Annotated in this window: 9 protein-coding genes; all 9 read right to left on the bottom strand. The window is 35.6% G+C overall.

Annotated elements, in window-relative coordinates; translation table 11 throughout:
• Window positions 1-51: 51 nt before the first annotated feature.
• The 9 genes from secDF to ACNQGJ_RS11335 all read right to left on the bottom strand — a co-directional run bounded on the left by secDF (window position 52) and on the right by ACNQGJ_RS11335 (window position 15,146).
• Entirely contained in the window at window positions 52-3,024 is a 2,973-nt protein-coding gene (gene secDF, locus ACNQGJ_RS11375) for a protein translocase subunit SecDF (RefSeq protein ID WP_417972847.1), read from the bottom strand.
• 226 nt (window positions 3,025-3,250) lie between these two features.
• Window positions 3,251-4,186, bottom strand: a complete 936-nt coding sequence (gene mdh, locus ACNQGJ_RS11370; protein ID WP_417972846.1) for a malate dehydrogenase — start codon at window positions 4,184-4,186, stop codon at window positions 3,251-3,253.
• A 79-nt stretch (window positions 4,187-4,265) separates the two neighbouring features.
• Complete coding sequence (gene gyrB, locus ACNQGJ_RS11365) at window positions 4,266-6,209, bottom strand: DNA topoisomerase (ATP-hydrolyzing) subunit B (RefSeq protein ID WP_417972845.1); 1,944 nt, start codon at window positions 6,207-6,209, stop codon at window positions 4,266-4,268.
• Window positions 6,210-6,388: 179 nt separating this feature from the next.
• The gene (gene asnB, locus ACNQGJ_RS11360; RefSeq protein ID WP_417972844.1) at window positions 6,389-8,005 is read right to left on the bottom strand and encodes an asparagine synthase B; all 1,617 of its coding nucleotides are present in this window, start codon (window positions 8,003-8,005) and stop codon (window positions 6,389-6,391) included.
• Window positions 8,006-8,199: 194 nt separating this feature from the next.
• Window positions 8,200-9,825, bottom strand: coding sequence for an amidohydrolase (locus tag ACNQGJ_RS11355; protein ID WP_417972843.1), 1,626 nt, complete (start codon window positions 9,823-9,825; stop codon window positions 8,200-8,202).
• A 172-nt stretch (window positions 9,826-9,997) separates the two neighbouring features.
• On the bottom strand, window positions 9,998-11,674 hold the full coding sequence (asnB, locus tag ACNQGJ_RS11350; protein ID WP_417972842.1) for an asparagine synthase B: 1,677 nt from the start codon (window positions 11,672-11,674) through the stop codon (window positions 9,998-10,000).
• Window positions 11,675-11,870: 196 nt separating this feature from the next.
• A complete protein-coding gene (locus ACNQGJ_RS11345) occupies window positions 11,871-12,320 on the bottom strand; it encodes a hypothetical protein (protein ID WP_417972841.1) in 450 nt (149 codons plus the stop codon).
• 100 nt (window positions 12,321-12,420) lie between these two features.
• The gene (locus ACNQGJ_RS11340; protein WP_417972840.1) at window positions 12,421-14,235 is read right to left on the bottom strand and encodes a TonB-dependent receptor; all 1,815 of its coding nucleotides are present in this window, start codon (window positions 14,233-14,235) and stop codon (window positions 12,421-12,423) included.
• Window positions 14,236-14,282: 47 nt separating this feature from the next.
• Window positions 14,283-15,146 (bottom strand): PhzF family phenazine biosynthesis protein, encoded by an 864-nt coding sequence (locus ACNQGJ_RS11335; protein WP_417972839.1) that lies wholly within the window; start codon window positions 15,144-15,146, stop codon window positions 14,283-14,285.
• Between the last annotated feature and the right edge of the window lie 5 nt (window positions 15,147-15,151).

Here is a 15,151-nt window from a genome sequence, read left to right as displayed (position 1 = left end):
ATTCAACTTTCGCTGAATCTCTTTTTTTGAAATTTATGTAAAAAGATTTTTTTAGCTTTCCTGATGAGCTTTTTCTACCTTGCTCTTATCTTCTTTTGAAATTGTATCTACAAGTACTGGAGTTGCAATAAACAACGAAGAATAAGTTCCTACGATGATACCCACTAACATAGCGAAAATAAATCCTCTGATAGATTCCCCACCAAAAATAAACATGATCAATAATACCACAATCATTGTTAATGAAGTATTGATTGTTCGTGACATGGTAGTGTTGATGGATTGATTTACAATATCAGCGAATGTTCCTTTAGTTTTTCCGGCTAAATACTCTCTAACCCTGTCAAATACAATAACGGTATCATTCATTGAATACCCAATAACAGTTAAAATAGCAGCAATAAAATGTTGATCTATTTCCATACCAAAAGGCATAAATTTATAACATAGTGAATAAATACCCAATACAAAAATAACATCATGTGCTACAGCTGCAATAGCTCCTAAACTATATTGCCATTTTCTAAAACTGATCATCAAATATAAGAACACGATAAGCATAGCACCTAATACAGCCCAATATGCATTGGTTTTGATATCTTCAGCAACGGTAGGACCTACTTTTGAAGCCAGTAAAACACCTACTTTTTTACCATCATATGCATTTATAAATTGATCATAAGTTAATCCTGCTGAGTAATGCTGTTTCAAATTATCGTATAACAACCTGTTAACTTCTTCGTCAGCCTTACTTCCATGCTCTTTAACTTTATATTTAGTAGTAATTTTCAATTGATTCTGACTACCAAAAACTTTTACTTCAGCACTACCGTCAAAAACTTTTGCTAATTCCGCTTTTACTATTTCTGTTTCAATCGGTTTTTCAAAACGAACTTGAAAGGTTCTTCCTCCAACAAAATCTACACCTTCATCAAGACCGTTTGTAGCTAAAGAGATAACACTAATAATTACTACAATACTTGAGAATAAATACGTCCATTTTTTCACTCCTAAGAAATCAAAATGAAAATTGTTAAACATATTTTTAGAAAACTTAGTAACAAAACTTAAATTATTCTTTTTACTTATATTCCAATCTATAAAAATTCTTGCGATAAAAATAGAAGTAAACAAAGAGGTTATGATACCGATCAATAACGTAGTAGCAAATCCTTTAATTGGTCCTGAACCAAATATAAATAAAACTGCTCCTGTTAAAATATGCGTAACATTTGCATCTGTAATTGATGACATTGCCCCTCTCCAACTGTACGAAGTTTTAATAGCTTCTTCAAGTGTTTTTCCCGCACGCAATTCTTCTTTTGCTCGTTCGTAAATAATGATATTCGCATCAACCGCTGTTCCCATTGTTAAAACGATACCTGCAATACCAGGCAATGTAAGTACGGCTCCAATACTCGCTAAAATTCCGAATAAGAAAAGTAAGTTAACCGCCAAGGCAAGGTTAGCATACCAACCTGCTTTACCATAATAGATCATCATCCAAAGTGATACTAAAAGCAAACCTATCAAAGCAGAATTAGTTCCGTTATCAATTGCTTCCTGACCCAGGGATGGACCTACTACTTCTGACTGAACAATATCCGCCGCCGCAGGAAGTTTCCCTGCTCTTAAAACATTCGCTAAATCTTTAGTTTGTGTAATATCAAAAGCTCCTGAAATTTCAGATCTACCACCTGAAATAGGGCCTGTAGAAACTCCAGGTGCAGAATAAACTACATCATCAAGAACAATAGCAATATTACTTTTTTGAGTATATGCTCTACCGGTTAGTTCTTCCCAAGCTTTAGCTCCTTGACCGTTCATCTGCATTGAAACCGCTGGTTTACCCGATTGATCAAATGTATCACTAGCATCTGTAACAACACCACCACTCATTGCTGGCACATTGTCTCTGTTTCCTTTTAAAGCATATAATTCTAAAACTTCAATATCTTTAGCTTTAGCATCTTTAATAATTGTTGGTATACCCCAAACAAATTTCGCATAACGTTGGTCACCTGCTAATAAAAGTCTAATGTCTGCTCTTTTCAAATATCCGTTTACAACTGCAGTATCCTTTGGAGAGAAAAGTCCTAAAACTGGACCTCCACCTTGCCCGATAATTTTATCAAATAAAGGATTTTCTCCTGTTTTAGCAGCAGTTGAATCCTTAGAATCCGTAAGCAAAGCACTTAAAGAATCTTTTACAACTGGTTTTACTTCGGTAGTTTTGATTTCAGTTTTTTTCAATGACTCATTAGCAGCCATTAAAAAGGTACCCATTTCTTCAATTTTATACGTTTCCCAAAACTCTAATTGAGCAGTACTTTGTAATAAATTTTTAATTCTGTCTACATCTTTTGCACCTGGAAGTTCTACGAGAATTTGTCCCGACTCTCCTAATTTTTGAATATTAGGTTGTGTTACCCCAAATTTATCGATACGTTTTCTTAAAACTCCAAAAGCGCTTTCTACGGATTCATCTACTTTTCTGGAGATTACCTTTTTTACTTCTGCATCTGTCATTTGAAAATCAACGCCACCTTCACCTTGCAAACTTCTGTTAGCAAAAATATCGGGCGATGCTAGTTTTACATTACCTTTCGAATTGGCATCAAAAGCATCATAAAAAGCATCTAGATAGGTCTGATTTCCTTTTTGGTTTGCAGTTGCATCAGCCAACGACTTATTGAAAACTGGATTTTTAGAATTATTAGATAATCCTTTTAAAATATCTTTTACCGATATTTGAAGAATAACATTAATACCGCCTTCTAAGTCAAGTCCCTTGTTGATTTGTTTGTCACTAACTTCGTTAAACGTAAAATTAGTAAACCCAAGATTAAATACTTTTTCTTTACCAATAGAATCTAAATATTTTACTTCTTTTTCAGGATTTCCACCAGCGAAAGATTTTGCATCACTTTTTACTTTGTTGGCCACAAAAGTGAAAGAAAGTTGGTAAATACTTACCAATGCAAATAGAATTGCGAAAAATTTAATAAGTCCTTTATTCTGCATTATTACTAAAAATTAATTATTTTTTATTTATTTGTTTTTACTTTAAACCTTATAGAATGGGACGTGACATCGATTTTTTAAATTCAAAAAAGAATATCTCGCACTACATCATTTTTTTAAACCGAGCAAATATATAATTAACGTTAAGATTAACCAATTAATTTATTGATTAATCTCAAGAAAAAGACTGCATATTAGCAGTCTTCCTTATTATATCTGTGTTTTTTTATGCTAAAATCGATTTTAAGGCATCATTCATTTGTCTAACGGCGTCAGCACTTTTAGCAAATAAGGCTTTTTCTTGTTCATTGAGCGTAATGTCAAGAATTTCTTCTACACCATTCTTACCAATAATACAAGGAACACCGATACAAATATCATCCTGACCGTATTCGCCTTCAACAAAAACAGAACAAGCAATCATTTTCTTTTGGTCATTCAAAATACTGTCGACCAAGAAAGCAACTGAAGCTCCTGGAGCATACCAAGCCGAAGTTCCTAAAAGACCCGTAAGTGTAGCCCCACCAACCATCGTGTCTGCAGCTACTTTTTGCAATTCCTCTTCCGATAAAAATTGAGAAACTGGAATTCCGTTATAAGAAGCCAATCTTGTTAAAGGAATCATAGTAGTATCCCCATGTCCTCCAATAACCATTGCTGAAATATCATTAGCCGGTTTGTCTAACGCCAAAGACAAATACGTTCTAAAACGAGAACTATCTAATGCGCCACCCATACCAATAATTCTATTTTTTGGCAATCCAGTAGATTTCAAGGCTAAATATGTCATGGTATCCATAGGATTAGAAACTACAACCAGTATAGTATCTGGCGAATGTTTCAATACGTTTTCAGCAACCGTTTTAACGATTCCTGCATTAATACCTATTAATTCTTCACGGGTCATTCCGGGCTTTCTTGGTATTCCTGATGTAATAACAACTACATCACTTCCCGCGGTTTTAGAATAATCATTGGTAACCCCTACTACTTTGGTATTAAAACCTGTATTGGTAGCGCACTGCATAATATCTAAAGCTTTACCTTCTGCAAAACCCTCTCTAATATCTAACAAAACTATTTCGCTGGCAATTCCTCTATAAGAAATTACGTCTGCACACGTTGCGCCTACATTTCCTGCTCCTACGATAGTAACTTTCATTTTTTTATATTTATTTGGTTATTTGTTTAATCATTGAATCGATTAAACTAATAACCAAATCAACGAATAAACGTTTTAATTAAGCATCAATATTGGCATAAACAGCATTTTTCTCAATAAATTCTCTTCTTGGCGGTACCTCATCACCCATTAACATAGAAAATACTCTATCAGCTTCGGCCAAACTGTCAATAGTTACTTGACGTAAAGTCCTAAAACTTGGATCCATTGTAGTTTCCCATAATTGTTCGGCATTCATTTCTCCAAGACCTTTATATCGTTGAATTCCTGCGCTTCCGCCCATTCTTTCATTTGCTTGGTCACGTTGTAAGTCATTCCAAGCATATTCTTTTTTGTTTCCTTTTTTAACTAAATACAACGGTGGCGCTGCAATATATACATGACCTTCTTCAATTAATTCTTTCATAAATCTAAAGAAGAACGTCAAGATTAAAGTAGAAATATGACTACCGTCGACATCGGCATCACACATAATAATTACTTTATGATAGCGTAATTTTTCAATATTTAAAGCCTTGCTGTCTTCGGCTGTTCCAATCGTAACTCCAAGCGCCGTAAATATATTGCGAATCTCTTCATTTTCGAAAACCTTGTGAACCATTGCTTTTTCGACATTCAAAATCTTACCTCGCAACGGCAAAATGGCCTGAAATGCACGGTCACGACCTTGCTTTGCCGTTCCACCTGCCGAATCTCCCTCGACAAGATATACTTCGCATTTTGCAGGATCTTGTTCGGAACAATCCGATAGTTTACCTGGCAATCCGCCACCACCCATTACGGTTTTACGCTGAACCATTTCACGCGCTTTTTTGGCTGCGTGACGTGCCTGGGCTGCAAGAATTACTTTTTGAACAATGATTCGAGCATCATTTGGATTTTCTTCCAAATAAGCCTCAATCATATCACCAACAGCTTGACTTACTGGCGAAACAACTTCTCTATTTCCAAGTTTAGTTTTTGTTTGTCCCTCAAATTGTGGCTCAGCAACTTTTACTGAAATAATAGCGGTAAGTCCTTCACGAAAGTCATCACCAGATATGTCAAATTTTAATTTATCTAACATTCCCGATGCATCTGCATATTTCTTTAACGATCTGGTAAGACCCGTTCTAAAACCTTGCAAGTGCGTTCCTCCTTCGTGTGTATTGATATTATTTACGTACGAAAAAATATTTTCAGTGTAACTTGTATTGTAAATCAAAGCCACTTCAACTGGAATTTCTCCTTTGTCGTTATCCATAGAAATAACGTGCGCTATAATTGGCTCACGATTACCATCTAAATATCGGATGTATTCTTTAAGACCTTCAGTAGAATAAAAAATTTCAGAAACAAAATTTCCGTCTTTATCTACTTCTCTTTTGTCTGTAAATGTAATTGTAACCCCTTTGTTCAAATAAGACAACTCACGCATACGCGCTGACAAGGTATCATATGAAAACTCGGTCGTTTGTGTAAAAATACTTTCATCTGGGTAAAAAGTGACTATTGTCCCTCTTTTTGTAGTTACGCCAATTTGTTTAACCGGATATAACGCTTTTCCCTTTTCATATTCTTGCTCGTAGACCTTTCCGTCACTACTGTGAACGGTTGCTCTTAAGTGATTTGATAATGCATTTACGACAGAAACCCCAACACCGTGTAGTCCCCCGGAAACTTTATACGAATCTTTATCAAATTTCCCTCCAGCACCAATTTTGGTCATTACAACCTCTAATGCCGAAACACCTTCTTTTTTATGAATGCCAACCGGAATTCCACGACCGTTGTCCTCAACAGAAACAGATCCATCTTCATTTATATCAACTATAATCGTATCACAATGACCTCCCATTGCCTCATCAATAGAGTTATCTACCACCTCATAAACTAAATGATGGAGTCCTCGAACTCCTACATCTCCAATATACATCGACGGACGCATTCTAACATGCTCCATTCCTTCTAATGCCTGAATACTATCTGCTGAATAACTGTCCTTCTTGATTTCTTCGCTCATATATTTTATTCTAAAAAATGTAATTTTTGTCTAACACGCAAATATATAAAAACGTAAATTATATAAGCGTTAAAATCCCTTTTTAAGCGCCTAAGTTATTAACATTTGTTCATATAATAGCGAAAAAACGCTCTCAAAATCGAGAGCGTTTTTTATTTATGCAAAATCAAATTAGTATTTTAAACCGTAGCGCCTTTTTTAGCAATTTCGGTGTCTGCCTGAACGTGCGCTGCATTTGCTCTTCCGCTAGGATCTTGATTTTCCTGCCATTTTGGGATCCATTTCCTAACCGTTTGTGCCGCACTTACTTGCGGGTAATATTTATTAAATATGGATCGATAAAAGTACGCTTCTTTACTCGCAGGCGAGTTGTATGGAAATTCTGCCTCAGCTCCAGCTAACTGATCATCCGTAACTTGAGCAGCACAGTATTCAATCAATTGATCGATCCATTTGTACCCCACTCCATCGGAAAATTGCTCTTTTTGCCTCCATAAAACTTCTTCTGGAAGATAGGGGTTGTCCGGAGTATCAAATGCTTTTCTTAATATGTATTTTTCTTTTCCCTCGTACGTTTTAGGCATCTTTTCCTCTGCTTTAATACGAACAGCCACATCTAAGAAGGCTTTGTCTAAAAACGGAACCCGAGCTTCTAATCCATGTGCCATGGTTGATTTATCGGCTCTTAACAAATCAGCAGTAAATAATTTTTGAACTCTTTCGATTGTTTCCTTTTGAAAATCTTCCGCTGATGGCGCATTTCTAAAATACAAATAACCTCCAAAAATCTCATCGGCACCTTCTCCAGAAAGCACCACTTTTATTCCCAAATCAGTAATGGCTTTTGACAAGAAATACATAGGTGTACTTGCTCGTACCGAAGTCACATCGTACGTTTCTAAATGCCAGATTAATGTATTTAAAATCTTAATTCCTTCTTCAATAGTAAAGTGAACTTCATGGTGTTCAGTACCTAAATACTTCGCCACTTTTCTGGCAGCGGCAGCATCTGGTGCATCCGCATCCAATCCGATAGAAAAAGAATGTAATTTTTTCCCGCTTTCGGCCAATAATCTGGACGCAATAGCTGAAGTCAATGAGGAATCTAATCCACCGGAAAGCAATACTCCAATGGGCACATCGCTCATTAATCGTTTGCGAGTTGCTTCAGTCAAAGTTGCTCTGATTAAATCCAAATCTAATTCTTGATCCGCTTTTAAATAATCTTCGTATTCCGGTTTGTAATATTTTACAAAGCCTGTTTTTTGAGTATAATAATGTCCCGGAGGAAAAGTAGAAAATGTTTTGCATTGATCAGCTATAGATTTCATTTCAGAGGAGAAATAAATTCTGCCTCTTTCGTCCAAACCATAATACAACGGCTTCACTCCCATTGGGTCTCTGCCGGCAATAAAATCATCCCCATCAATTACTATAAAAGCCCAGTCTCCATCCAGCATGTTGCAAAAATCGTATCCAAACTCTTCATACAAATGCACAATAACTTCTGAATCTGATTTCGTTCTAAAAGTGTGCCCTTTCAAAACACCATTTCTTAATTCCTGATGATTGTATATTTCTCCATTATGAACCATATAGGCCGTTTTCGTGCCTTGTATCGGTTGTTTTCCAGAATGCAAATCGATTATCGATAACCGTTCATGACTTAAAATGTGTCCTCTTTCCGTAACGTATAAATCACTTTCATCCGGGCCACGATGCGCCATTCTTTTTGAAAGTTCTCCAAATAATTGCTCCTCTTTTCCTCTTCCGATGATAGCTAATATTCCGCACATAACACTATTTTTTTTATTTTTTCACCACTTTTACCATAACAAATATGCGACAGCAGTTACAAACTCAAAACACAAACACACTTTTTAGTTTACATTTAAAACAAAAAATTTGATTTTAAATCAAAACAGTAATTTAAATAGCAATAAATTAAATTTTTCATGACAAATATAAATGATCAAAACGGAGCACTCCTTTATTTCACTTTCTTGCCTTTCAAATATGTGTTCGTCGGTTTCATTTTCACTATTTTATTTTCTTCCACTTTCATTAAATCTTGATCATACATTACAAAGTCAGCCCATTTACCCACTTCTAAACTTCCTTTTTCTTTTTCTTCGAAATTAGAAAAAGCAGCCCAAATTGTCATTCCTCTTAAAGTTTCGGCTCTGGTTAACGCATTTTCCTTTTGAAAACCATCTTTTGGGTATTCCTTACTGTCTTTTCTGGCTACGGCAGCATGAAAAGTTAGCATTGGATTCACTTCTTCCACAGGAAAATCTGTTCCTAAAGCTATCATTCCCGCTTTTTGAAGTAATTTTTTATAAGCATATGCATTTTTTAATCTTTCTTTCCCCAATCGGTCTTCTGCCCAATACATATCAGATGTGGCATGAGTGGGTTGAACCGACGGAATAATTCCAAATTTAAAATAGTCAAAATCAGCTTCACGTAAAACTTGGGCGTGCTCAATTTTCCATCTTCGATCTTTTGTGCCTGTCAAAACTTCTTTGTATATTTTTAAAATCACCGTATTTGCCGAATCACCAATGGCATGTGTGTTTAATTGAAAATCTGAGCCCGCAATCTGACTCGCGACCGCTCGTAATTCTGTAGGAGGTGCTAACAAAGCTCCATTTTGATCTGGCTTGTCAGAATACGGTTTGTGCATACAAGCGCCACGCGAACCCAAAGCGCCATCTCCATACATTTTAAAGGAACGTACAGTTAGATTATCCGTTTTATAAATTCCTTTTTTTAAGTATAAATCAATATTTTTTTGATTTGCCGTAACCATAGCATATACATTAAGCTTCATCAATTTTGCTTTTTGTAAGCTATCCATTAAATGAATTACATCCGGATCTAATCCTGCATCATTTACCGTTGTCAATCCATAATCAAACATTACTTTTTCAGCATCCAATAAAGCAGCAATTTGTATTTTACGAGTTGGTTTTGGAATTATCTTAAACACTAATTCCATTGGATTATCAACTAAAATTCCTGTTGGTTCCCCGTTTGCAATTTCAATCTGACCGCCAACAGCTTTCGTATCTTTTGTAATTCCAGCTAATTTTAACGCCTTGCTATTTACGATTATCGCATGCCCATCTACTCTATTCAAGACTACAGGAATATCCGGAAATGCAACATCTAAATCTGCTTTTGTTGGATACTTTTTTACATTCCAATCGTTCTGATCCCAACCATTACCAACAATAAATGTAGGATTCTTATCTTTTTGAAAAGTCTTTAAGCGGGTAATTATTTCGTCCATACTTTTAGTTCCACGCAAATCAGCTTCTTGTAGACTTAATCCATAGCTGTAAAAATGGCAATGCGCATCAATTAAGCCAGGATAAATGAATTTTCCCTCCGCTTGTATCGTATTTTTAGATTCGTATTGTTTTGTAATTTCACGATTAGTACCAATAGCCACAATTTTGCCCTTATCTATTGCCATAGCCGAAGCGGTCTCAAAAGCGTTATTGACCGAGTAAATCGTTGCATCGGTAATAATGGTATCAACGGAAATTTTATTTTTTTGATCACAAGAAATCAATAAGAATAAGCCAAAGAATAGTGTAATAAATTTCATAATAAACATTTTAGTTGCGCTAATATAAAAAAACTCACCTAATTATTTTAAACAATGCGTAATTATAACGTTTATTCAAATTCTATATTTCTACACAAATATAGTTTCCATAAAAAAACGCTCTCGAATGGAGAGCGTTCTGTGAATTTAAAAAATCTTAATTATTTTATGCTTATGCTTTTACATACGCGTCATCATGCACACTCGCTACCGCTCTTCCGGAGGGATCATTCATATTCTTGAAAGCCTCATCCCATTCCAATGCAATTTTTGTACTACACGCAACACTTGCTTCTTGTGGAACGCACAAAGCTGCAGCATCACTTGGAAAATGCTCGTGAAAAATTGAACGATAGTAATATTCCTCTTTAGAGGTAGGCGTTTGTAAAGGGAACTTGTATTTAGCATTTGCTAATTGTTCATCCGAAATTTCAACAGCTACCACTTCTTTTAATGTATCAATCCAGCCGTAACCTACACCATCACTAAATTGTTCTTTTTGTCTCCAAGCCACACTGGGCGGTAACATCTCTTCAAAAGCTTTGCGAACCACCCACTTTTCCATGGGATGTTCTGCATTAATCATTTTATCTTGTGGATTAACTCTCATCGCCACATCGATAAATTCTTTATCTAAAAATGGCACACGGCCTTCAATTCCCCATGCTGCTAAACTTTTGTTAGCCCGCAAACAGTCATACATGTGAAGTTTCCCTAATTTACGTACATTTTCTTCATGGAATTCTCTCGCGTTTGGCGCTTTGTGAAAATACAAATATCCTCCAAAAAGCTCATCTGCTCCTTCACCAGATAACACCATCTTGATACCCATAGATTTAATAACTCTTGCCATCAACCACATTGGTGTTGAGGCCCTAATTGTTGTCACATCATACGTCTCCAAGTTATAAATTACATCTTTAACCGCGTCTAGCCCTTCTTGAATAGTGAATTTAATTTCGTGGTGAATGGTTCCAATATGATCCGCTACTATTTGCGCAGCCGCTAGATCTGGAGAACCGTCTAATCCTACCGAGAACGAATGTAATTGGGGATACCAGGCATCGGCTACATCTCCGGATTCAATACGTTTTTGCGCATATTTTTTGGCTACAGCCGAAGTAATTGACGAATCTAATCCTCCCGAAAGTAAAACTCCATAGGGCACATCGCTCATCAATTGTCTGTGAACCGCTGCTTCTAAAGCGACTTTAATAGCATCAATACTGGTTACGTTGTCTTTTACAGCATCATAATCAACCCATTCTCTTTTATACCATTGTACAAATTCGCCATCTTTACTTGACATATAATGTCCCGGAGGAAACAATTGGATTTTGGTACAATATCCTTCTAATGCTTTCAATTCTGACGCGACGTAAAACGTTCCGTGCTCATCCCAACCAATGTATAATGGAATAATTCCCATGTGATCCCGAGCAACAAAATACTCATCTTTTTCGACATCGTAAATGGCAAATCCAAAAATCCCGTTCATTTCATCTATAAAATGAGGCCCTTTTTCTTTGTAAAGCGCTAAAATTACTTCGCAGTCACTTTCAGTTTGAAAGTTATATTTACCCTCAAATTGTTTACGTAATTCTCTGTGGTTGTATATTTCACCATTTGCTGCTAAAACAAGTTGTTTGTCTTCACTAAACAACGGTTGTTTTCCAGAAGCAGGATCAACAATTGCCAAACGTTCGTGAGACAAAATCGCTTTTTCATTACTAAAAATTCCGCTCCAGTCAGGTCCACGATGACGGATAATTTTAGACATCTCTAACACTTGTGGTCTTAAAACTTCGGCTTTTTGTTTTAAATCAAAGGCACATACTATTCCGCACATAACTATATATTTTTATTGTTTTGTTTATTTTGATAGGGCAAAGATGGCGTTATAGTTCTAATTGAAAAACACAAATGCTATTTTTAGTTGTAGATAACAACAAAAAAAGATTATTTGTGTTTAAAATGTAATTGAAAGGTAATAAAAATAGCTTGGAAGTTGCGGATTGTAAAATGAAACGCAGATGAGATGAGTTTTATTCAATATTCTCCACCAAATACTTCGTCCCGTTAATCTCAAAAGTAAAACCTTCTTGATTTCCCATCAGTTTATTTCCCAAAGGTGATTGTGGAGATAATGCGATAATATTGATTCCTTCGACATTGATTTTTGGAAGTGCCACACTTAGGTATAAATAGATTCCATTTGCTTTTACTAAGCTCCCCACAATAATAGTTTCGGCAATTGTGACGGCATCAATTTTATCCAAGACTGTTTTTTGATCCAGTACTTCTCTCAATTTTCGATTGAGTTTTTCCTGCTCAATGTGCATCATTGATAAAGCGGTCTCGTGTTTGTCTCCGGCAGAACCTTTGGCGTCGTTTTTAGAATCTTCGGTAAGTGCCACGATCATATCTTTAAAAACATCGATTCGATCCTGAACTAATTGCAGATAATGAGTATGTATTTTTTGTTTGAAAGTCATAGGATCTTGCCACTAAGGCGCGAAGTTTTTGAATACAAAAGTAATTATTATTGTTGTTGCGTTTTGGCTTCCTCCTTTTCGGGGAGGGCTGGGGTGAAGATTAAAAATCGAATTTATAGTTCACGCCTAAAATCACCTGAAAACCCTGAACTGGATAATTCAACCATTTTTGGTACGCATTATTAGTGATATTATTGGCTCTTGCAAAAGCAGTCAATCGGTCACTGTATTTGAATCCTACATTTGCATTTACATCAAAATAAGATTTTAAAGTAAAAGGACCCGGCTGAACTACATATACTAAGTCGGTATTTACCTGAAAATCTTTTCGCTCGCCTACGTAAAACACATTTGCACCAGCGAACCATTTCTCCGTAATATTAAAATCAAGATTTGAACTTATTTTTATAGTAGGCAGATTCCAAGCTTCTTGCTCAAAATCATTGGTATATTTACTGAAAGTCCCGTTGATCCCAAAAGACACATCGTCAGAAAAATCAGCTTTTAATTCTCCGTAAAAACTCAATGTTCTCATGTCGTCATAGACCACTTGAAAGGAATTTCCATACCCATAATCAGCATTGCTCGCATTTTCATTGTAATCGTTGCTTCTAAATAAAGCTTTATTTCTTTCGTTTACATAGGAAGCCTTAACATTATAACTTATAGTATTAATTAATTTCCCTTTTAATCCGGCAAAAACGTCATACTGTTTGTCTGTTGGAGCAATATTTAATGTTGGCGATAAAAACGGATTTTCACTAACAAAATCCATATAAGAATTTTGCTCTATGTTTCCTTCGGCTCCAGCATAAAAAATCATCAAATCACCCACCACTTTGTACGAGGCATTGAACTGCGGATAGACTAGAAATTTATTGTTGCTGTTTACATTATCTAAGCTGTAAAACAAACCAGCTCCAATATTTAACGTCCAATCATCTTGCTGCATTACAAAACTAGGAACGATTCCAAAATTCGTGAAACCATACTCTACACGCTCGGTATTCGTATTTGAATAATTTTTCTTGAAACTACCACCCACATAATCAACAATTATGTTGGTTTTTACCGCACTTTCCATTACATTAAACGTTACTGTTGGCTTAACATAAAATCGATTTTCAGAAGATCCGGAAGCATCTGAAAAATGGTTGTATTTTAAACTTGCTTTATTTAAAAAACTTTCGTTTAATACTACATTTCCGCCGAACGATATCGTACCATAAGTCTGCTGTGGATTAATTCCGTTAATCAAAGCCACTCTGTTTTGAGAAGCCAAAGAGCTTCCAAAATTTTCAGGTAATCCGTACCAATTATAAATTTGGTTTTGATACCCTAAGTCAAGATTATACGACACGTTTTTTTGATTTGAACCATACATCAAGTCAATCGATGTATCATAAAAACGATCTTCTAATGCTATATTTTTAATTCCGCCTTCAGACGAATGATGACGAAACATCCCGCCAAGATAATCCGTGTTGCTGATAGCATGATTTACGAATAATTCCCCTATAAAAGTTCCGTAATTTCCAACACCAAAAGTGGCATAATTTTGAAACAAATGTGCTTGTTTTTCTTTCTCTACGCCTTCAGCTTTTCCTTTAGACGGTGTAAAAGTAGACGCGACAGGAAAAGAGAAAATCGTATATTTTATAGTTTCTTTTTTGGTATTCGCCTCATCATCGAGTTCCGGAATTTCTTTCACTTTGAATGCGTCGGAAATTTTGGGTGTATATGGTTTTACTACATTTACGGTTTCTGTGCCTATTTGCTCTTTCTTTTGAGCAAAAGAAAATTGGGAAACGAAAAGAAATAAAATCCCAATACCAACCTTCCCCGAAGGAAAGGAAGCCGAAAATGGCGTTACCTGATTTAAAAATGGTTTTATGTTTAATTGTTTGAATGTCATGTTTTATTTTTTTTTACTTCTTATTTCTAATGCTTATAATTATAGTATTACACTTCCCATTCGCCTTTTGCAATGAATTCCGTTTTCCCTCCGATTTTTATATCAAAATGATTTTTTGTCAATTTTCCATCAAAATAAATCTGTGAAGGTCTGTTTATAAAATCGCCCTGATGATTGATTATTTGAATTTCAGGCGCGTCATATTTTAACAGAAAAGCCTGCAAACAAGTGCTTGCACTTCCCGTTGCCGCATCTTCAACAAGTTGATTATTTTCAATGCACAGCATTCTGCTACTGAGTTCTGCATCATCTAAACAATAAAAATAGAACGCTCTATGATTGGTTTTACAGTGCTTGTGTAACCATTCATCCATTTTAACCTTGTCAAGAATTAAATTCTCCAATGCCTTTTTACTTTTAACAGGAACAATTACAAAAGCGCTTCCTGTAGTCACCTCCTGAATAGGAAATTTATCATCAAAATCCGTACTGCTTAAATTGCTGAAAGATTTAAAATCCTCTGAGGAAAAAGTATCCAAAAATTCCGGTTGAGCTGCCTGCAACCATACTAAATCTCCCGATTGATTCACTGGAATTTCACCAATAGGTACTGATAGCGTAATCTTTTCAGGCTGGTGCTCAAATATTTTATTCATCAAAACCCACGTAGTTCCAATAATTGGATGACCGGCGAACTTCATTTCGTGTTCCGGAGTAAAAATTCTAATTGTTGCCGAATTGTTTTCAGCATTAAGCTTGGTGATAAAAGTGCTTTCCGCAAAGTTGATTTCACGGGCAATTTTTTGCATCTGTTCGTCACTTAATGCTTGAGCTCCTAAAAAAACAGCCAACTGATTGCCTGCATATTTTTTTGACGTAAAAACATCAACGATATAAAAAGATAAACTCATTCAAT

The organism is Flavobacterium cryophilum (genome assembly GCF_048286555.1).
Lineage (GTDB): Bacteria > Bacteroidota > Bacteroidia > Flavobacteriales > Flavobacteriaceae > Flavobacterium.
The sequence above is the reverse complement of the archived record's forward strand: the minus strand, read 5'-3'. Positions and strand labels throughout refer to the sequence as shown.

Bases quoted from the DNA above. Each gene is read 5' to 3' on its own strand.
- secDF (WP_417972847.1), bottom strand. From the start codon at position 3,024: ATGCAGAATAAAGGACTTATTAAATTTTTCGCAATTCTATTTGCATTG.
- mdh (WP_417972846.1), bottom strand. From the start codon at position 4,186: ATGAAAGTTACTATCGTAGGAGCAGGAAATGTAGGCGCAACGTGTGCA.
- gyrB (WP_417972845.1), bottom strand. From the start codon at position 6,209: ATGAGCGAAGAAATCAAGAAGGACAGTTATTCAGCAGATAGTATTCAG.
- asnB (WP_417972844.1), bottom strand. From the start codon at position 8,005: ATGTGCGGAATATTAGCTATCATCGGAAGAGGAAAAGAGGAGCAATTA.
- ACNQGJ_RS11355 (WP_417972843.1), bottom strand. From the start codon at position 9,825: ATGAAATTTATTACACTATTCTTTGGCTTATTCTTATTGATTTCTTGT.
- asnB (WP_417972842.1), bottom strand. From the start codon at position 11,674: ATGTGCGGAATAGTATGTGCCTTTGATTTAAAACAAAAAGCCGAAGTT.
- ACNQGJ_RS11345 (WP_417972841.1), bottom strand. From the start codon at position 12,320: ATGACTTTCAAACAAAAAATACATACTCATTATCTGCAATTAGTTCAG.
- ACNQGJ_RS11340 (WP_417972840.1), bottom strand. From the start codon at position 14,235: ATGACATTCAAACAATTAAACATAAAACCATTTTTAAATCAGGTAACG.
- ACNQGJ_RS11335 (WP_417972839.1), bottom strand. From the start codon at position 15,146: ATGAGTTTATCTTTTTATATCGTTGATGTTTTTACGTCAAAAAAATAT.